Origin of the sequence: Laspinema palackyanum D2c, assembly GCF_025370875.1 — a bacterium.
In the GTDB taxonomy this organism is placed as follows: domain Bacteria; phylum Cyanobacteriota; class Cyanobacteriia; order Cyanobacteriales; family Laspinemataceae; genus Laspinema; species Laspinema palackyanum.
Map to the genome: position 1 here is coordinate 1 of NZ_JAMXFD010000048.1, position 20,496 is coordinate 20,496.

Annotated in this window: 17 protein-coding genes; 7 read left to right on the forward strand and 10 right to left on the reverse strand. The window is 47.3% G+C overall.

Annotation, left to right across the window (positions count from 1 at the left end; genetic code table 11):
- Positions 1 to 193: 193 nt before the first annotated feature.
- From NG795_RS27390 to NG795_RS27405, 4 genes are all read right to left on the reverse strand, one after another.
- A complete protein-coding gene (locus NG795_RS27390) occupies positions 194 to 1,591 on the reverse strand; it encodes a ferredoxin:protochlorophyllide reductase (ATP-dependent) subunit N (RefSeq protein ID WP_367291776.1) in 1,398 nt (465 codons plus the stop codon).
- A gap of 43 nt (positions 1,592 to 1,634) precedes the next feature.
- The gene (locus NG795_RS27395; protein ID WP_367291777.1) at positions 1,635 to 3,197 is read right to left on the reverse strand and encodes a DUF5331 domain-containing protein; all 1,563 of its coding nucleotides are present in this window, start codon (positions 3,195 to 3,197) and stop codon (positions 1,635 to 1,637) included.
- A 125-nt stretch (positions 3,198 to 3,322) separates the two neighbouring features.
- Positions 3,323 to 4,189 (reverse strand): ferredoxin:protochlorophyllide reductase (ATP-dependent) iron-sulfur ATP-binding protein, encoded by an 867-nt coding sequence (gene bchL / locus NG795_RS27400; RefSeq protein WP_261204257.1) that lies wholly within the window; start codon positions 4,187 to 4,189, stop codon positions 3,323 to 3,325.
- Positions 4,190 to 4,849: 660 nt separating this feature from the next.
- Positions 4,850 to 5,992 carry an acyltransferase family protein gene (locus tag NG795_RS27405; protein ID WP_367291778.1) on the reverse strand — a complete coding sequence of 381 codons (1,143 nt, stop codon included), beginning with the start codon at positions 5,990 to 5,992 and terminating at the stop codon, positions 4,850 to 4,852.
- 119 nt (positions 5,993 to 6,111) lie between these two features.
- On the opposite strand from NG795_RS27405, the gene NG795_RS27410 reads away from it, so the two are divergent.
- On the forward strand, positions 6,112 to 6,582 hold the full coding sequence (locus tag NG795_RS27410; protein WP_367291779.1) for a nucleoside deaminase: 471 nt from the start codon (positions 6,112 to 6,114) through the stop codon (positions 6,580 to 6,582).
- 437 nt (positions 6,583 to 7,019) lie between these two features.
- Complete coding sequence (locus tag NG795_RS27415; RefSeq protein ID WP_367291780.1) at positions 7,020 to 11,138, forward strand: hypothetical protein; 4,119 nt, start codon at positions 7,020 to 7,022, stop codon at positions 11,136 to 11,138.
- A 116-nt stretch (positions 11,139 to 11,254) separates the two neighbouring features.
- On the opposite strand, the gene NG795_RS27420 is transcribed toward NG795_RS27415, so the two are convergent.
- Positions 11,255 to 12,334: a PIN/TRAM domain-containing protein gene (locus tag NG795_RS27420; protein WP_367291781.1), complete on the reverse strand. Its 1,080-nt coding sequence runs from the start codon at positions 12,332 to 12,334 to the stop codon at positions 11,255 to 11,257.
- 231 nt (positions 12,335 to 12,565) lie between these two features.
- Between NG795_RS27420 and hemW the strand changes: the two genes are divergently transcribed.
- From hemW to NG795_RS27440, 4 genes are all read left to right on the forward strand, one after another.
- The gene (gene hemW, locus NG795_RS27425) at positions 12,566 to 13,813 is read left to right on the forward strand and encodes a radical SAM family heme chaperone HemW (RefSeq protein WP_436836095.1); all 1,248 of its coding nucleotides are present in this window, start codon (positions 12,566 to 12,568) and stop codon (positions 13,811 to 13,813) included.
- Between the two features lie 617 nt (positions 13,814 to 14,430).
- Entirely contained in the window at positions 14,431 to 14,568 is a 138-nt protein-coding gene (locus tag NG795_RS27430) for a hypothetical protein (protein WP_367291783.1), read from the forward strand.
- A gap of 252 nt (positions 14,569 to 14,820) precedes the next feature.
- Complete coding sequence (locus NG795_RS27435; RefSeq protein ID WP_367291784.1) at positions 14,821 to 15,540, forward strand: acyltransferase; 720 nt, start codon at positions 14,821 to 14,823, stop codon at positions 15,538 to 15,540.
- 380 nt (positions 15,541 to 15,920) lie between these two features.
- Positions 15,921 to 17,963: a protein kinase domain-containing protein gene (locus NG795_RS27440; protein ID WP_367291785.1), complete on the forward strand. Its 2,043-nt coding sequence runs from the start codon at positions 15,921 to 15,923 to the stop codon at positions 17,961 to 17,963.
- A gap of 261 nt (positions 17,964 to 18,224) precedes the next feature.
- Here the strand turns inward: NG795_RS27440 and NG795_RS27445 are convergent, their stop codons facing one another.
- From NG795_RS27445 to NG795_RS27460, 4 genes are all read right to left on the reverse strand, one after another.
- Positions 18,225 to 18,608, reverse strand: coding sequence for a type II toxin-antitoxin system VapC family toxin (locus NG795_RS27445; protein WP_367291786.1), 384 nt, complete (start codon positions 18,606 to 18,608; stop codon positions 18,225 to 18,227).
- The gene (locus NG795_RS27450; protein ID WP_367291787.1) at positions 18,605 to 18,841 is read right to left on the reverse strand and encodes a type II toxin-antitoxin system Phd/YefM family antitoxin; all 237 of its coding nucleotides are present in this window, start codon (positions 18,839 to 18,841) and stop codon (positions 18,605 to 18,607) included. Before NG795_RS27450 ends, NG795_RS27445 begins: the two co-directional genes overlap by 4 nt.
- 218 nt (positions 18,842 to 19,059) lie before the next feature.
- The gene (locus NG795_RS27455) at positions 19,060 to 19,320 is read right to left on the reverse strand and encodes a hypothetical protein (RefSeq protein WP_367291788.1); all 261 of its coding nucleotides are present in this window, start codon (positions 19,318 to 19,320) and stop codon (positions 19,060 to 19,062) included.
- Between the two features lie 44 nt (positions 19,321 to 19,364).
- Positions 19,365 to 19,514: a hypothetical protein gene (locus NG795_RS27460; RefSeq protein ID WP_367291789.1), complete on the reverse strand. Its 150-nt coding sequence runs from the start codon at positions 19,512 to 19,514 to the stop codon at positions 19,365 to 19,367.
- Between the two features lie 67 nt (positions 19,515 to 19,581).
- Between NG795_RS27460 and NG795_RS27465 the strand changes: the two genes are divergently transcribed.
- Positions 19,582 to 19,920: a nucleotidyltransferase family protein gene (locus NG795_RS27465; protein ID WP_367291790.1), complete on the forward strand. Its 339-nt coding sequence runs from the start codon at positions 19,582 to 19,584 to the stop codon at positions 19,918 to 19,920.
- 147 nt (positions 19,921 to 20,067) lie between these two features.
- On the opposite strand, the gene NG795_RS27470 is transcribed toward NG795_RS27465, so the two are convergent.
- Entirely contained in the window at positions 20,068 to 20,286 is a 219-nt protein-coding gene (locus NG795_RS27470) for a type II toxin-antitoxin system HicB family antitoxin (protein WP_367291791.1), read from the reverse strand.
- Between the last annotated feature and the right edge of the window lie 210 nt (positions 20,287 to 20,496).

Consider the following 20,496-nt stretch of genomic DNA (forward strand, 5'->3'; position numbering starts at 1 on the left):
TATGATGTCAGATGCTATGTCTGTCATGGTTTTAAAATATTCCTCAACTCTCCTATTTTACCTGCGGAATGTGGGTTACATTACTACGAACTAAGAAAAGAACGACTGAAATCGTTACTACGAACGGGGGACAAAACAACAAAAAGGGTGGACCAAAGCCCACCCTCTTGTTTAAGTGATGAATGTTCCTAGATTATACTTGGGCTTCTTCTTTTACTAAGCGGTCCCAGCCTAGGTCTTTCATGGAATTATTCCGACGCATGGGACGAGTGACTAACTCTAAGATATCCCGGGCGTTGGTGAATCCGTGAATTTGGGCGAAGGTAAATTCGACCGACCATTTGGTACTGATTCCTCGTGCTTCTAAGGGGTTGGCGTGGGCCATTCCGGTGATGACCAGATCCGGTCTCACTTCGTGAATTCGTTGCAGTTGGTTGTAATTATCGGGCTTTTCGATAATTTTTGGCAAGGGAACACCCATCTCATGGCAGGTTTTTTCTAACAAGGCGAGTTCGGGTCCTTGGTAGCGTTTATCCAGATAGGGAATCCCGATTTCTTGGCAAGTCATGCCGCAACGGATCAGGAAGCGCGCTAGGGAGATTTCTAGTAAGTTGTCTCCCATGAAGAAGACGGATTTACCGCGAATCAGTTGGATATAATCTTCCAAACTGGCCCAGATTTGGGCTTCCCGTTCTTCTAATCCGACGGGTTCGATGCCGAAGACGGAACAGATTTTTTCGATCCAGGCGCGGGTGCCGTCGGGACCGATCGGGAACGGTGCACCAATCAGTTTGGTTTTACGACGGCGCATGAATGCCGTGGCGGTGCGACTGAGGAAGGGATTAACACCACAGGCATAATCCCCTTCGGCGATCGCCGGGAGTTCGGTATAGCGCTTAGATGGCAACCATCCCGAAACTTTCACCCCTTGTTTCTTCAGTTCTAGGGTGAGTTGCGTTACGACTGGATCGGGTAAGGACCCAAATAGCACCAACGGAGGATGATTCGCATATTCCGCTTCTTCTGCCACCACTTCTTCTTTTTGTTTACCGAAGTTGAGCAGTTTCTGAATGGCGTTGCGTTCTTGTTTTTCTTCCTCTTTTTCGACCTTCTCGGGACAGCGTTGGACCATTGCCGCCAATACGGTATCTTCGCCTTGGGTAAAGGCGTAATCTAAGCCGTTGGCACGCGCTACGACGATGGGAACGCCGAGGTCCGCTTCCAGTTTCGGTGCGAGACCCTCTAGGTCGGTTTTGATGATTTCGGTGGTGCAGGTGCCGATCCAGACGATGACGCTAGGGTTGCGATCGCGCTTAATTTGTAAGCACAACCGCTTTAACTCTTCATAATCGTTCAACTGGGCCGAAATATCTGCCTCTTCCAACTCCGCCATCGCATAGCGCGGTTCGGCGAAGATCATCACCCCCATCGCATTCTGGAGGAAATAGCCACAGGTTTTTGTGCCAATCACTAAAAAGAAACTATCTTCTATCTTCTGGTAAAGCCACGCCACGCAGCTAATGGGGCAAAAGGTATGATAGTTGCCGGTTTCACACTCAAAGGTGAGTGATTCAGATGGAGCAACAGTCATGGAATTGATTCTCCTCTCGTAATTGTTGGTGCTGAATTAGTCGTTACAAGTCATTCAAAAGATCGGACATTTCTGAATCATCTTCAGAGTCCATTTCATCGGCTAACGCATCCAAATCGACATCACCAAACGCATCTTCTGAGTCATCATCTCCTAACGAATCGAGGTCTAAATCCCCGAGGTCATCGTCAGAATTTGTGTCTCCAAATCCCTCTAAATCCAAATCCCCAAGGTCATCGTCAGAACTTGTGTCTCCAAATCCCTCTAAATCCAGGTCTCCTAGGTCATCATTGGCGGTGGAGTCTGAATCCAACCCGCCTAAATCCAGGTCTCCCAGGTCGTCCGGGACGGATTCCCCAAACGGATTTGGCATAGCGATCGCACTCTCGTCGGTCTCTTCATCAAATCCGGCGAGGTCCATATCTCCCAAGTCATCCGAGGCATCTGAATCCAAACCGCCTAAATCCATATCCCCAAAGTCATCATCACTGGAGGATTCTGAATCCAGTCCGCCTAAATCCATATCTCCAAAGTCATCATCACTGGAGGATTCTGTATCCAAACCGCCTAAATCCATATCCCCAAAGTCATCATCCGTGGAGGATTCTGTATCCAAACCGCCTAAATCCATATCCCCAAAGTCATCATCACTGGAGGATTCTGTATCCAGACCGCCTAAATCCATATCCCCAAAGTCATCATCCGTGGAGGATTCTGTATCCAGTCCGCCTAAATCCATATCCCCTAAATCCTCAGAGGATTCTGTATCCAGACCGCCTAAATCCATATCTCCCAAGTCATCATCACTGGAGGAGTCTAAATCCAGACCGCCTAAATCCATATCTCCCAAGTCATCATCACTGGAGGATTCTGAATCCAGACCGCCTAAATCCATATCCCCAAAGTCATCATCACTGGAGGATCCTGAAGAGAGATCACTCAGAGAGAGATCTTCGGCGATCGTCACAGAAACTTCCGTGACTTCTATCTGGACTTGCGGGGAGAGGGTCTCGCCAAAGCCGGATAAATCATCAGATTCCAGGTCTGGGGACTCCATTTCCCCGAGGGGATCAAAAGATTGTTCTTCGGCGATCGCCTCGTCACCAAAGACCGATGCCGCAACAGAAAGAGCGGGATCGTCATAGTCGCGATCGCTGGAGGCTGGTGTTTGAGTGACAGCCGGTTCTGGAGACTGTTCCACCGCAGCAGCCTGAGCAACTGCTGCCTCTGGAGACGTTACAAATGGCGGGGGGGCCGGAGGGGTCTGGGGGACCACCGGGGGAGCTTTATGACCTCCCGTTGTTGCCGATGCCGGAGTTGCGGGACCTCTACCGAGGGCGATATCCGGGTCAAAATTGAGACCAATGACCTCAATCAAGGTATCTGGATCGGGATTAAGCTGCGAAAAAGGCAACATCAGTTGCGCTAACTTCGGTTCTAAGGCATTCATCACACCCAGAATGAAGTAAGAGGGAGGCCGTTTGCCGCCGTCAGGAGTGTTCACCGCTGCCAACTTTGTATGCAGGTGGAGCCAGTCACGGTTGTCTTCAAAATATTTCAACCACTGATTCTTTAAAGTGGCAGAGAATTCTTCAAAAAATGCCATAACGCCTATCCCTCTGGGTTGCTGAAAACAAGTAGGTTGTATTCTTTATAGATCGATTGTCTCGTACTGAATCATACCCACTTTCTCAACACCCCCTCCATTCTCGTCATGATTCGTGCAGATTTCTAAACCATCATCAGGTCAAGTTCGCCTTCGGGGCTATGGGTAGGAGCCTTGACGGGATTGAGGTAGAAGTCAGACAGCAGGGTGAATAGCTCGCGATCGGGAGTATCATTCGGGACGACGCCTTCGGGAGAAGAGAGCAACTGGTCCGCGATATTCAGGTAATAGTCGCAAACATAGTTGAGGGAAGGGTCACTCTCGGCCATTTCAAATAAGGTTTTGCCTTTCACCCGGGACACGCGAATATCTTCAATCAGGGGCAAAATCTCTAAAACCGGCATGGGTACGGTATCGATGTATTTATCAATCAAGTCCCGCTTCGAGGTCCGGTTACCGATTAACCCAGCCAAACGCAAGGAATGGGTGCGAGCTTTTTCGCGAACCGATGCAGCAATTCTGTTGGCGGCAAATAAGGCATCAAAGCCATTATCAGTGACGATTACGCAGTAGTCGGCATAGTTGAGCGGTGCGGCAAATCCACCACAAACCACGTCCCCGAGCACGTCAAACAGAATCACATCATATTCATCAAAGGCGTTGAGCTCTTTGAGCAGTTTGACGGTTTCTCCCACCACATAGCCACCACAACCGGCCCCAGCAGGAGGGCCACCAGCTTCTACACAGTCTACGCCGCCATAGCCTTTGTAAATCACATCTTCCGGCCAAACGTCTTCGTAGTGGAAGTCTTTTTCTTGCAGGGTGTCAATGATGGTGGGAATCAGATACCCGGTGAGGGTAAAGGTGCTGTCATGTTTCGGGTCACAGCCAATTTGTAGAACTTTTTTACCGCGCTTGGCGAGGGCCACGGAGATATTACAGCTTGTCGTAGATTTACCGATACCACCTTTTCCGTAAACTGCGAGTTTCACGCTTTTGCTCTCCTTAAATGTTTGTGTCTTATTCTGCTTGGGCCTTCTTTCCGGTTGGATCCGATGAGTTGGCCCTCTAATGGGTTTTTTCCCTGTTGATGGCAATTATTGTTCACTTTCCCCACAAAGGTAAAGGGGTTGGAGGAATGAATGGGGGTGTTAACAGGAGCAATTAGAACTAGAAAAGATTATTTTTATCTTTTATCGGTTCTGAGTGCTTCTCAAGTCTGTAAATTCTTTTAAATGAAGTTTTAGGGTGATTAAGTTATAAAAAGAGTGACAATAACAAAAAGGGAATCCGGTTGTGATCATAGAAACCCGCACCCTGAAGGGTGGGGCTATACGAACAAAGCCCGCCTGCGCGGGCTACTCTATGACAACGACTGTTGATACCCGGACTTGGGATCACGATGGACCCGGGGGATCGCACCGGCGATGTTGGGATTGAAATGGGGTAGAAAGGGCTGGATCCAGAGGAAATCTCTAGGCCGATCGCCATCCTGAAGATTTGTGTTAATAATTGTGAATCTTTCCCCGGGCGATCGCATTTGCGAAGGTTTTAACCCTTCAGGGTGCGGGTTGTTGTTTTAGCCTGCGTAGGCAGGCTTCGTCCGTATAGCCCCACCCTTCAGGGTGCCGGGTAGGGGCTGCAAGACGCCTCTACAGCTTGAAGAACCAGCGCCGACGGTAGAGGCCCCAGAGAATCCAGGTCCAGAAGAGCAGGGTCATGAGGGCGATCGCAAAAGACCCGTGGAGTTCGCCCAAAATGGGGACGAACCCATTGCGATACATCCAGGTGTAGAGACTGGGGGCCTCGGTGGCGCTACTGACGGGGGTAAAGAGCAAAATTCGGGCGAGAAACCCCGAGGCAACGAAGACAAAGATGGCATTGAGTCCCATCACCTTAAACGGAAAAGCCCAGCTTCGCCATTGGCGGACCTCCACCATTTCGTAACAGGCGGCCAATAAGAGGAGGGACCAACCGGCACTTAAAACAACATAAGAACTGGTCCAGAGTTGTTTGTTAATGGGGAAAACTAGGCCCCAGAGTGAGCCGGTAACGATTGTCACCACGGCAACTCCCGCCATTTTGAGACTGGTGAGGGAGGTGACGGGTTGTTTCTGCAACCAATCCCCAAGCAAAAAGCCTAGGAGGGTGGTCACGACCGAGGGGAGGGTACTGAGTAATCCCTCGGGTTCAAAGCTGCCATCGCCCAAAATATGGGGGGGTGTCAAAATCAGGCGATCGAGATAGGCGACGAGGGTTCCTGCACCCTTGGGGGATAAATCCCCAGGACCATAACCGGGAACGGGAATTTGGGTGAGGGCGAACCAATATCCGAGGAGAATGGCAAGGCAGAGGAATCCCAGACGACGACGGGAGAGGTTGAGGATAGCAGTCGCCCCCAGCAGATAGGCTAAACTAATCCGCTGCAACACTCCCATAATCCGCAAAGTGCCAAAATCCAGGGGTTGACCCTGAAGTAAAGTCTTCAGGACCAGGGTTGATCCGTTCAAAAATAAGCCTAAACCGAAGAGAATCGCCGCACGACGGAGGATTTTGAAGTAAACAGGAGCAGCAGGGGGGGAACTGGGGGAGTCGGTGTATTTGGCGAAGGAAAAAGCCATTGCCACCCCAGAGATGAACAGGAATGCGGGGAAAATCAGGTCTGTGGGGGTGAACCCATGCCAGGGTGCATGGAGGAGGGGGGGATAAACCTGCTGCCAGCTACCCGGGTTGTTGACCAGAATCATACTGGCGATCGCCATGCCGCGAAACACATCCAAAGAAGTCAGTCGCATAGAATTAGGCAAGTTCTGAACTGAGGGATTTTTATTAAAAAAAGCACAGGACAATTCTATCCTCTGCCGTTATAATCATAGGTATTCAAAAAATCCGAATAGAGAAAAAAGGGATTAATATGACAAGTCAAATCAAAAGTGATGAACACTTTATGAGACTGGCGATCGCCAAAGCAATGGAAGGAGTCAACCAAGGGGAAGATCCCTTCGGCTCTTGTATCGTCAAAGACGGTGAAGTGATAAGCTGTGAGCATAACATCTGTACCAGTAGCGTTGATGTTACAGCCCATGCCGAAGTTCATGCCATTCGCGCGGCTTCTAAAAAATTAAATACTATGGACCTATCCGGTTGTGTGATTTATAGCACTTGTGAACCTTGTCCGATGTGTTTTACCGCTATTTATTGGGCGAAAATCGATAAAATTGTATTTGGAACTCGGATAGCGGATGCTTGTGCGATCGGATTTACTCAACTCAACCTTTCCTGTCGAGAATTGAAACAATTTGGGAGTGATGTGGAATTAGTAGAAGAAGTTTTAAAAGAAGAAAGTTTAGCCCTCTTTAACCACTGGGCGGAACTTCATCAGTAATGCCAACACCTAAAAAGGGTACACCGAAAACCGGATAGAAATTTCCTAAAATGTGGGAACAAATGCCGCTACTTATTTCTTCCTGTGTTTCCGGTAAGGGTATTCCAACAAATAAATCATCCGAACGTTCGTAGTGACTCCTTGATGGAGTCCTCTTTAAAGAAACCCCTGAAGGGGGGACGTTGAACGTTTTGCGGGTTTTATTTGTTGGAATACCCTAAGTTAATCACAAATTCCCCCACTTAACCCGAACTTAGGGGCGCTTTTTCACCGATGAGACCCCTAACTTCGGTTCAATTCCCCCACTCATAAGCTAAACTATTAACAAACTAATTAATTTATAATATATATTTAACATTTCTCCTGATTTTTGAAAATTTTAACAGCACTCGTATGATATAATCCGAAAATTCAATATTTCCCCCAGGGTGTTCAAAATGACTATTTCACTCTCAGAAATTTTTGACGAATCCTATTACCTTGCTCAAAATCCCGATGTTGTAGAAGCTATCAACCAGGGCGGATTTAGTAGCGCCTTTCAACACTATCAACTTTTAGGGGCAGCAGAAGAACGCGCTCCCAGTTATTTATTTGATCCCCAATACTATGCTCAACAAAATCCTGATGTAGTTGCAGCAGTTGAAGGAGGAGAATTTAGCAGTCTGGTCCAACATTTTATAGAAGTAGGTGCAAGTGAGAGTCGCTCCTCAACTTTCTTGTTTAGTGATAGTTTTTATCAAACGCGCTATCCCGATGTGGTCACCGCAGTTGAACAAAATCAGTTTAGTAGCACGTTTGATCACTTCCTGAAATTTGGGGAAGAGGAAGGCCGCTGGCCGATCGCCTTGTTTAACCCTAGGGTTTATCTCGATCGCAATGCAGATATTGCCGCCGCCGTAGAACAAGGACAATATAAAAGTGCCTTCGCTCATTTTGCTCAACTGGGAATCCAAGAAAACCGAGAATTCTCTCAATTTGTCAATCTGGATTACTATCGCAGGACTTACGCCAGTCAATTAACCCAGTTTTATCGCACTACCAGCCTCGAAGAAGTGAGCTTGGCTCAAACCTTCACTCACTTACAAGAAATTGGCTTATCCCAAGGACTTAACCCGTCACCGTTTGTAGATATAGAGTATATCCGCAACAACTACTCTAGCCAATTAACGAGTTTTTATCAAACCTCTCAAGTTACTGACATCAGTTTTACTCAGGCTTTTGACTACTTTACCGGGGTGGGAATTCAGCAGGGACTCAACCCATCCCCGCTGATTGAGTTAAGCAGCTATCGCAGCAATTACGCAACGGAACTAACCAGCTTTTATGGGGTTCAGTCCATTAATGAAGTCAGCTTTACCCAGACTTACAATTATCTAACCACCATTGGGTTAGAGCAAGGATTGAATCCCTCTCCCTTTGTGGATTTGGACTATTATCGCAATACCTACCGTTCTCAACTGACCAGTTTCTATGGCGTTGAATCCGTGGAATCCATTAGCTTTACCCAAACCTACAACCATTTAAGTAGCGTCGGATTGCAACAGGGATTTAATCCATCAGAGTTTATCGACTTACAGTTTTATCGGCAAACTTACGCCGCTGAGATTTCCAGCTTTTATTCGGTCCAATCCATTGATCAAGTTAGCTTGGCTGAAACCTTTAGTCATTTCAGTAGCCGAGGATTAGAGCAAGGATTGAGTCCGGATCCTTTAATTGACTTGGGGTATGTTCGCAATCAGTATGCATCGGAACTGGTCAGTTTTTATTCGGTCCAATCCATTGAGCAAGTTAGCTTAACCCAAACCTACACCTATATCACCACCGAGGGGATTGCCAAAGGACTGAACACTTCGGCATTCGTTGATTTCGAGTATTATCGCAACACTTATGCCGAAGAAATCACCAGGTTCTATGGTGCTCAATCTATTACCGAAGTGAGTGCCGCTCAAATCTACAGTCATCTAAATTCTGTGGGATTACAGCAAGGACTGAAAACTTCAGAATTGGTTGATTTAGACTTCTATCGGCGCGCTTATGCGGGTGAAATTGCCCAGTTTTATGGGGTCAACTCCATTGAGCAAGTGGGGGTGGCGGATATTTATCGCTTCGCCTTGGGGACTGGCATTGAGCAGGGGTTTAGCCTATCTTCAACCATCGATATACAGTATGTTCGCAATACTTATGCGCGTGAACTGATTAGCTTTTATGGCGCACGCACCATTCAAGAAGTCAGTCTGGAGCAGACGTTTGAGTATATTACAACCGTCGGCATAGAGCAGGGGTTAAATACCTCGAAGTGGGTCGATATTGAATATTATCGCCGGACTTATGCTCAGGAACTCACCACTTTCTATGGTGTGCAATCAATGGCGCAAGTAACCTATCGTCAAACGTTTGAGCACTTAATCAACGTTGGCATTACCAGGGGGCTTAACACCTCAGCCTTAGTTAATATTGAGGAGTATCGCTCTCGGTTTAGTCAGGAACTCTCTACAATTTATGGGGTTGAAATCACCCAAATTACCAATCAGCAAATTTATGAATATATCGTGCTTGGGGGCCGAAATCAAAGGTTCTCGGGTGAAATTAGTGGAACGGCTTGGAATGACCTGAATGAGAATGGCATTCGGGATGGAGAATTTGTTCAAGGAGATGAGCCGGATGTAATTTTTGTGCTTGACGTTTCAGGAAGTGTCAATGGGCGTTTCCGAGGTAGTCCCGTGGGCGATCGCAATGATAATGGCCGCTCTAATCGGATTATGGATGCCCAGATTGCTGGATTTACCGCTCTGAATCAAGAGTTAATTGACTTAGGATTTGGGGAGACCGCTAATGTCGGTATTGTAGTGTTTGGTACCGATGCAAGTCCCGTTAATATAAATACAGGTATTGGCGGGGCACAACTCACCACTAACCCATCTGCCGATGAAAATGACAATGGAATTCCCGATGTAGAAGACGTTTTAAGTGAGCTGGATATTAACGCTTTGCGAGTGGGAGTTTCAACCAATTATAAAGCAGGCTTACGGGAATCCGGCAAAATATTAGAGTGGTTAAATACGGCACCGGAAGACGCGAACATTATTTTCTTATCCGATGGGAAGCATAATGGAGCGTCGTTTAATCAGGAAGTGTTGAACTTACGCAATCAGGGGGTAAATTTAAAAGCATTTGGTGTAGGTGCGGGGGCTAGTTTAGAAGATTTGGCTGCTATTGATCCGGGAGCAGAAATTTTCACCACCACGGATGAATTGTTAAATGTATTTAGCAATCTCAATCCTGGAAATGGTAGTTTTGGATTTGAAGCAGGTTTAGGTGGTGTCCCCATCTATCTGGACCTCAATAATAATGGAGTTTCAGACCCGGGTGAACCGATTACGGTGACTAATGGGAATGGAGATTATCGTTTTAGCGGATTACCCGGAGGAACTTATGTTGTCCGGGAGTTAATCACTCCGGGTAAAACTTCTAGTTTTCCAGAAAATGCCGGTTATATAGTTGAGGTAGGACTAGGAGAACAAGTCAAAGGTTTGGATTTTGGGGGGGTATTAAAAGAGGGTTCGACCCTATCTGGTTCGGTCTGGAATGATGCGAATGGAAACGGAACCCGGGATCCGGGTTTGATAGTCGGTGTCGGGAATCTGATTGATGTAGTGTTAGCAGTTGATGTTTCCGAAAGCAGCCTCAATATTTTTGAAGGGGCTCAGGTTGGAGACGTGAATGGAGATGGTCGGGCTAACACAATCCTGGATGTACAATTGGCCAGTTTGATTGAGTTGAATCAATCGATCATTGATCTAGGTCTGGGAGAATCAGTGAATCTAGCCGTTGTGCCGTTTGGTAGCCGGAGTACAGCGCTGACTATGGATGTATTGCTAACCGATAATTTACCGACAATCAAGGCTAATACAGACCGAAATGGAAATAATATTTCTGATGTCGCAGAAATTCTCCGAACCTTGAGCTTTGAGTCTTACAATCTCGGGTCCGGAACCAATTTTAACTCGGCATTATTGGAGTCTGAATTGGTTTTCGGGGCATCAGGAACGTTCCCCGGTAACGCCACCGTTATTTTAATGACGGATGGAGGCGATAACAGTTTTGATTTCTTAGAGCAAGCTGAAGAGTTGAAACAATCTGAAGTGAATCTGCGAGCCATTGGTGTCGGTCCCAATGCCTCCCTGGGGACTTTGCAGGGGATTGATGACCAGGCTCAAGTATTTACCCAAGCGGATGAGTTACTGGCTTACTTTAGCGGAACAACGACAGCAGCTACGGCCGAACCTAACTTACTCGTCACTGAATTGGGGCTGGAAAATATCCCGGTTTATCTGGACTTGAATGAAAATGGCATTTTCGATGCGGATGAACCGTTCGCCCTCACCAATGAATTTGGAGAGTTTGGTTTTACGAACGTCTTGCCGGGAACCTATAGTGTTCGCCCAATTGTGCCCCCGGGTTATGATTCTACCTTTGCTGAGTTTGGGTATGAAGTGACGGTGGGAGTTAATCAAACTCAGACTGGGGTAAATTTCGGGGTTCTGCCTGTAGGTTGAGACCTCGAACGCCACCCGATCGCTATCAAAGCTGTCCCCATTCATCTATCCCCAGGGATAGAGAAGAGGGACAGCGCGATCGCCCGTTTAAATGGTTACCCTCCACCATAAGCCCATCAGGCCACCATTGAAGCATTAGGACGGGCAAAAATCATCCGACCGGCAGCAGTTTGTAAGGAAGAAGTGACGACAACTCGCAACTGATCACCGATATATTTGCGGCCTTCTTCGACCACTACCATTGTGCCATCGTCCAAATATCCCACCCCTTGGGCCTCTTCCTTACCTTCTTTGAGAATTTTCAGGTCGAGACTGTCTCCGGGGAGATACACCGGACGAACCGCTTGGGTCAAGTCGTTGATATTCAGCACTAACACCTTTTGCACCGTAGCCACTTTGGACAAATTGTAGTCATTGGTGAGCAGGGTGGCATTAATTTCTTGGGCCAACCGGACCAATTTCGCATCCACGGTTTGCAGGTCCTCATAGTCTGCCGGATGAATGACGATGCGTTCGGCATAGCTTTCCTTAATCCGATTGAGGACATCGAGTCCCCGACGACCCCGGACCCGTTTTTGGTCGTTGGAGGCATCCGCCACCATTTGCAATTCCTGCAAGACGAACTGGGGAACGAGGATTTGTCCTTCTAAAAAGCCGGTGGCGAGGAGGGTCTCGACGCGACCATCGATAATGCAACTGGTATCTAGGACTTTGGTCGCAGCGGATTTCAAGGTTCCTTCTGCGACTAACATGGATTCGAGACTGCTGGGGTTAATCAGGCGCAGGAAGGCGCGACCGTGAGCATCGGCGAGGGTGACGCCCAAAAAGGCAAACATCACGCTACCGAGGATGGCGGCGAGGGGTTTGATGAATCCAAATTCCCGAGGGATGGGGAGCAAGAACACGGGGGCCAGCATTAAGTTGGCAACCAAGAGTCCCATGACGAGACCGATCGCCCGGGTAATCAGCATATCAATGGGCATTTGCCGCACTTGCTTTTCCATGCGTCGGTAGGTGGTTTGCACCGCTAGGCCGACGGCCCCCCCGACCAAGGCGGCAAATCCGGTGGTGACCGATCGCAACCCGTCCAGATTCGTGACTTGGGCGATCGCCGAGGCGGGAAGCAGTTCTATGCTGTAGAAACCGATCCCCGCCGCTGCTAGAATGAATGAGAGAATGATGATTGCATTAAGCATGATTGAACAACTCAAAAGAGTAAGGTTTCAACTCAAGGTCGTCCATGCTGGGAAACCATTTTCTAAGGATGTTTTCCCGACATTTTTTGAAGACCGCTGATTGAGTTGATTGTAGAAAGACATCTTGATTATACTCTTAAGTTTTCTGCTCTTCTATAGTTTGGACTCTCTCCATCGTAAGTCAATCCGGAGAGGGATATGCAGTTTCAACCTAAATTTAAGGCATTCATAGTGGCTACACCCTCGACTGACTCGACGATCCCGGAGATTCCTAGGTCTGCTTATCTGCATATTCCGTTTTGCCGTCGTCGCTGTTTTTATTGCGATTTTCCCGTGTCTGTGGTGGGCGATCGCAAGCAGGGTGAGGACTCGGGTACGATTGTCGAGTATGTGGAATGGCTGATTACGGAAATTGAAAACACTCCTGTGTGGGGTCAGCCCCTGAAAACGGTGTTTTTTGGTGGGGGTACGCCGTCCCTGTTATCGGTGTCCCAGTTGAGTCAAATTTTGGATCGTCTCGATCGCCGGTTTGGAATTGCTGCTGATGCAGAAATTTCGATGGAGATGGATCCGGGGACCTTTGACCGGGACCACTTGGCTGGATATTGCCTGGGGGGAATCAATCGGGTGAGTTTGGGAGTGCAGGCGTTTCAAGATGACTTGTTGGCTGACTGTGGGCGATCGCACCGAACTGGAGATATTTTAAATGCCGTTGAGGTGATTCGCGAGGTGGGAATCGAGAATTTTAGTCTGGATTTGATATCAGGACTGCCTCACCAAACCTTAGAACAGTGGCAAGACTCTCTGAATCAGGCAGTTGCCCTCAATCCGACTCATATTTCTAGCTATGACTTAATTGTAGAAGCGGGGACCGCCTTTTCCCGGACCTACGAACCCGGGGTTTCTCCATTACCCACCGATGAGAGTAGCGCCCAAATGTATCGGATGGCGGTTGAGACCCTGACGGGGGCGGGGTATGAACATTATGAAGTCTCGAATTATGCACAGTCGGCCTATCAGTGTCGGCATAATCGCGTCTATTGGGAAAATCGCCCTTGCTATGGATTTGGCATGGGGGCCGCGAGTTATGTGGGGGGCCAACGGTTCACTCGTCCTCGGACCAGGCGGGAGTATTATGCTTGGGTGCAAGAGTGGCAAAGCAGTGGCGGGGTGCTTTCTATCCCGGAAACGCCAGGGGAGGAGGTGTTGTTAGAAACCTTGATGCTGGGGTTACGGTTAGCCGATGGGATTGATATTGCTCGCTTCACCCAGCAGTTTGGTGGCGATCGCCTCCGTCAGCTTTGGCACTGTCTCCTTCCCTATTATCGCCAAGGCTGGGTCCAGGTTCACTCCGGTTCAGAATTCCCAGATTTTGGCCCAACTTTGCCTCCATCCGGCGCAATCCGACTCTCGGACCCCGAAGGATTTTTATTTTCCAATACTATTTTAGCCACTATTTTTGAAGCCCTCGAAAAATAATAGGGCTCGGATGAGGGGAAATTTATATCTAAAGGAGTATGCCTTTCGGTATAGGTGAAAATATAGGGCGTAATTTTACAGACACAAAACCGTCCAGCACAGCTATAAATTTGACCCAATCAGGACCAATTCCGGGATTTTTCTCCCATCGCTTCATATTACTTTTAAAAACTCTCCCCGCAACTTTATGGAAACTTTATATACAGAGTGAAGCGTTACCGGGAAGCTCTAAAAAAGTCTCTACCAGGCGATAGAGAGACAATTCAGAATCTCCGTGTAAATAATATACCTAGAAGGACCAGGCAGTTTCCCGGGTGATACATTCAAGCCCGTGTGATGACCCCGGATAGGCTTGTTCTGATCCGTTGTTCGCAAGCTTTATCGCTTGTAGAACAGGCGGATTTTAATTGGCGATCGCGGTGGCAGCAGAAGGGTTGAAGGGAATGGAGACATGAGGTTAACTCAGCTCAAGCCACGGCCATCTGCATTTAACTATAACACCTTATTTTTATTCCGTGACTGCATTGAGTTCTCATTTCATCGTTGTTAATCAGCCCAGGTATCATGCCTTGGTAATGCCCGATTTAATTTAATTCAAATTTATCCTTCAATAACTTATGAATTCGATTGATTTAGCAGCAACAATTCCAATTTTTAATGGTGAAACCCGCTTTCGTAATGTTCGTGAACGCCTGCGATTGCCAGTGGGAACCGAAGCATTTCCTAGGGAAATTATTGGGTTTAATAACAGTTGATAACAAGAGCAGCGATCGCCCAGGGAATCTGACCGCCTACCCTCTGGGATAGAGAAAATTTTTGACCCTAAAAAAAATACTCCTATAGAATGAGACCCCCGGCTGGCACTGTGTTCTACAGCATCGGCAGAGGCTGCTTTCACTCTCCGGGTAGAGAGCGGATGAGAGAGCAGGAGACGGCCTGCTCCAGTACCTACCCCCCCCAAATCCAACTCACGTCACCGAGAACTATCACAGGGAGAACGCATTAAAATGACCAGTCAAAATTATACGGTGCAGCTTCAAAATAAAAAAGCCTTAAAATTTGCCCTGGGTTGGCGGTTCTTTCACTTATTAGAAGAAATAGAAATGGCCTTGCTTCAATGGGTCCCTTCATCCCTCGGATCCCGGTTGCGTGGACTGGTTTATAAAACAATTTTCGGTAAACTGGGCAAAGGAGTGAGTATCAAAACCGGCGTAGAAGTATTCTGTGCCTATCGGATGCAAATCGGTCATAAAGTCTCAATCGGGCGCGATGTGAGAATTCGCAGCATTGGACCGAAAGATAGAATTAAAATTGGGGATGGAGTTTCTTTCGATCGCGGGGTGGATATCAAAGCACATGGCAATCAAAACGGCATTGAAATTGGCGATCGCACCTATATTGGTCCCTATACCTGTCTGTCTGGGGCCAAACTTAAAATTGGCAAAGACTGTTTAATTGCTTCCCATTCAAGCATTTACTCTAACAATCATAATTTTGCCAACGTTGGTCAAAATATTAACCAACAAGGCAACAGTTATGAAGGCATTACTATTGAAGACAATTGCTGGTTAGGAACCGGAGTCAAAGTCATGGATGGCGTCACCATTGGCGAAGGCAGCATCATCGGCGCAGGAGCCATTGTAACTAAAAATATCCCCCCTTATTCCATTGCCGTAGGCGTTCCCGCTAAAGTCATTTCTTCCCGCAGAGAGGCAGTAGGAGTTTGAGGGAGATGGGGAGGTTGGGGGAGATGGGGGAGATGGGGGAGATGTTCAACGTCATGACTTGCTGTCGTTATCTTAGTTCGTAGTAACGACTTCAGTCGTTTCCACGTGACGAAAGCGATCGCTTTCGTCACGCACCCATCTCCAGATCCTTCAGTTCCTTCACAGGGACTTAAGCGCGAAAGAGTTCTTGTCACCCCTTCACCCGGAAACGACTGAAGTCGTTACTACGAACGAAGAAAGAGAAGCACTGAAGTCGTTACTCCAAACATCTTCCCCATCTCCCCCATCTCCCCCAACTCCCCCATCCTCCCCCAACCCCTCACCCCATCACCCATGCGATCGCAGTAGAATAGTTGTACCGGCATCCCTGCGAAAACATGATGATGAGTAATCTTCCAGATTTTGGTGAGTATGGCTATCAGGTTATCCGAGAATTGGGTCAAAACCGCGCTGGGGGTCGCGTGACTTACCTGGCGACGCGCACCGGAACCGAAGCACCCACTCCCGATGTCACTCCCGATCCGGCCAATTTCGTTGCGATTAAACAGTTTCAGTTTGCCAGTACCAGTGATGCGGGGTGGGCGGGTTATGATGCCTATCAGCGCGAAATTCAAGTGCTTCAGGGGCTCAATCATCCGGGAATCCCCCGCTATTTGGATTCGTTTGAGAGTTCCCGGGGATTCTGTATGGTTCAGGAGTACAAACCCGCGCAATCTCTGGCGCAACAGAGTACCTGGCATCCGATTCAAGTTAAAGAGATTGCGATCGCCCTGTTGTCGATTTTAGTTTACCTGCAAAACCGCCTCCCCGCAGTGATTCATCGGGATATTAAACCAGAAAATATTCTGGTGGATGAATTCATGAATGTTTACTTAGTGGATTTTGGATTTGCTCATATTGGCGAGGGAGAAGTTGCAGTTAGTAGCATTGTTAAAGGAACTCTGGGGTTTATGCCACCGGAGCAATTATTTAATCGGGAACTGACTCCGGCATCGGATTTATATGGCGTGGGAGCGACTTTAATTTGTTTACTGACGGGGACAAAATCCCAGGAGATTGGGGAGTTAATTGACCCCAGTTATCGGATTCACTTTCGGAAAAAGGTTCCGAAACTTAGTCTGGCTTGGATTCAATGGCTGGAAAAAATGGTGGAACCCAAACCTAAAGACAGGTATTCTAATGCAGAAACCGCCCTGGAAGTATTGAGTCCGATTGAGATTAGTCGCACGCCTCAAGTGATTTCTAGTCATCAATTGGTGCAGTTTCGGGGGACAACTTTGGGAGAACCGATTACCCAAACCATTTCGATTAAAAATCCCGTTCCGGGAACGATGCTGACGGGGCGATGGAAGGTGGCCCCTTATCGCAGAGATGGCTATTTTACCAAAAATAATCATCCCTGGATAAACATTACCCCCGCCCGTTTTAAAGGAAATCAAGTTGAATTTACCATTACCGTCGATACCGGCAATTTAATGGCCGATCGCATTTATGACCGCGAATTATTATTACAAGCAAATTCAGACCAAAAATTATATCGAGTCGCCCTTAAAGTTAAAACCGCGCCGGAACCTGTAGAAGAGATAAAATTACCCTATCCTTGGCTGGGAATTTTGCTCGGGTTAGCCTTGAATACCGTCTGGACTCACCCGGTGAATGTAGTGGGAAATTGGATCGGGGGGTTCAGTGATTCGGTGTGGGGAATTGTGGCTTTTCTGTTCTTGTTTCCCTGGACTGTGCTGTCTACAATTCGGGCGATCGCCAAAAATCCGGGTCCGGCTGCCACAGGTGCGATCGCCGGGAGTATCAGTAGTGCGGTGATTGCCGCTTTAAGTGCAGCCGCCTTCGGACTCGGGTCCATGCCTTGGACTCAAGCGGCACAGGAAGCGGCAATCGCATCTTCCCTTTTAGGTGCGTTAATCGGTGCTTATGCGGGAATGGGGACCGACGAATTAATCAGCCGATTGCGGGCGATGGGAACCGCTAGAGACCTCTCCCTAACCCTTGCCGGGGCGATCGCCGGAGGAATCTGTGGTGCATGGCCAATTGTGGATGCTACCCGTTCCCTGTCTAATGGTTGGGCTTTGCTAGGATGGATGATTATCAGTAGTTTAACAGGTATCGTCGCCGGTGCAGTCTTCGATGAATTAGAACAGGCCAAAATCTCCCCATTCAAATCTAAAATTAAACTCAAAACTCCTAATATTCCCATTTATTTTTCTTGGGGAATTTCGCTGCTGACGGTGGGATTAGGAATGAGCTTGGGGTTAGTTTTGAATGGGGGAATTTTCTCTAATTATGTCCTAATTTTTCTCATGGTAGGAACTGTGATTCAGTTAGGAAAAATGATTTATCCTCATTGGGTGCGATCGCGCCAAGTCCGGGAGTATCATGAATCGAAAGCTAAACGGATTCAACCGTAGGAATTGGAAAAGACTTTACTCAATCCTCACCCAAATCGGATTATAAACCCTATTTTTCAACCCTACCCACAAAATTAGAAACCGGGTTTCTATGACAATCTGGAGCATTCTCACCGAAATCTGGATGAGAAACCCGGTTTCTCGCACCCCTCAAAGCGCCAACCCAGAACCCTTCAAAAACCGGGTTTCTAGCAGAATCTTTGCCTCCTCACTTAAATCGGGTCAAGAAACTAGGTTTCTCAATTCCTGAACTATGACTATCTACATCACCCGGACTGGATAAACACGAATGGCTGAATCTACTGTGGCAATAATCAAATCGTTATGTAAAGCTTGACAAATTAGCATCCGGTCAAATGGATCGCGATGTAAAGGCGGCAGTTTAGCCAATTCCACCACGCTCGTTTCATCAAGGGCAAGGCTGGCAATTTGATGGAGTTCCCGTTGTTGGGGTAAATAAATTCCGGGATGTTCTGGTAAAGGTAATTTGCTTAACTGATATTTAACAAGGGCTTCCCAAACGGAAACCACACTTAAATAAACTTGATTGTTTGAATCTCGAATTGCGTCACGAACCTGAACGGATAAGCGGGTATCACCACTGATAAACCATAAAAAAATATGGGTATCTAGCAAAATTTTCATTTCCCCTCAAAGGCATTCAGAATATCTTCGGGCAAAGGAGCATCGAAATCATCAGGAACAATAAATTGTCCAGTGCATAACCCATAAGGTCGCAATTGCTGATTCGGAGTAATGGGTCGAATTTCGGCGATCGCCTCATCCAATCGCACAATCACTAAAGTTTCACCCCCTTCGACTCGGCGCAAGTATTCTAGGGGGTCCCGTTGAATTTCCTCAATCGTTACTCTAACCATAAAAATAAACCTCATATTCAAGAATCAATTTGGGCTTTAATCCCGCATAAATTGGGTTTATAGCAAAATTTCTGCCTCCTCACCCCACATTTAAGAAACCCGGTTTCTCAACTCTACCAAAACCATATCTTAGAGGAAAAAACCTTATGATGTTACTGTTCACGGATTAACCCAATCAATTCCCCAATCCAAAATCCCGTTGGTAGCCAGAATGATTTTCAGGGTTCGCCAAATAGAGTTTCGTCAACTCGGATGGGTTCCCGGGGTGCGATCGCAATTTCGTGGGGTGCGATCGCACTGAAGTATCGCTCAAAGACTGCAATCAGCCACTGGCCCTCGTTTTGAAAGTTTTCGGGTTGGAGTTCGGGCGCTGGTGTAGGGGGAGTGGGGTGCAGTTTGCGATCGAGAAGCTCGAACAGTTTTTGTTTGTCAGTCGGATTGAGTGGATGAATGGGTGGCAAGAGTTCGTGGAGTGTCATGTCTGGCTCCTGGTGTGCTGTGACTATTTTACCTTCTGGAAACGTCAGGAGGCGCAGGTGAGGACGGTTTGCCGGTTCAACCGTTGGGCGATCGGCATAACATCAGCATCATCGCCCCTATTTTTTCCAACATAAACCCGCAAAGGATTCAATAACGTGGTGCGCCAATCCAAGCCTTTCAGTCTTGGATTCATTGTTAAACTGATTTAGGATTGCTCTATAATTAGAGGTAGGATAAAACAACCCCAAAGCTAATATTAAATGACCACCAAAATAATTAATCGCCAAATTTATGATCGCCTAGGAATTACCCCTGAACAACTAGCTGAGTTTTGTGAACATTGGCAGAGCGTCGAACTTGCCCTATTTGGCTCCATTCTCCGAGATGACTTTAACCCGAATAGTGACGTAGATATTTTAGTCACGTTTCAGCCTAATCACTCTTGGGGTTTAGAGTTCATTCAAATGCGAGAACAACTCTCTACTCTTTTTAATCGTCCTGTGGATTTAATGACCCTAAACAGTATTATCAATAGTCATAACATTCTCCGTCGCCAGAGCATCCTCTATTCAGCCGAGGTCATCTATGAAAAAGGATAAACAAGCTTTAACCGATATTATCAAGGCGACCCAGCAAATTATTAACTATATCTTCGGATAGTAAAGAAACCTGCTTTCTAGCCCCCACCCACAACCCAGCAACCCGCTTTCTAGCCCCCCTCCCTCAGATCGGACTCACCAAAAGCATCAAGCCATCTCAAGTGTTTTCGGTTCAGGAATCACATCACCTTCGGCTTGCCAAGCCTCTAAATACATTTCAATCACTTCTTCCCCATTGCGGATAGCTTCTTCACGAGTTTTTCCGTGAGTACAAGGCATCACGACCTTATCAGAAAACTCTGGAATTGTGACTAGGAAAAGTTGATCTTCATCAGACCATTGAACAATCATGCTGTATCGATTCATGAATCCTCCTCCTCTCTCAACCCTTCTAGTTCAGTCAGTAGTTTTTCCAGTTGTTTTTCTAGGTAAAGTGGCACATCATCTCCATTCTGACCTGAAATTGTCAGGGTTTTTCCAATCAGAGGATGTCGCCAACGCCTGGTTGACTGACAAAAGTTAAGAATGAGGGCTGAAAGCTTTACATTCAGGGATTTTTAGCCTGGGGCTTGAAAA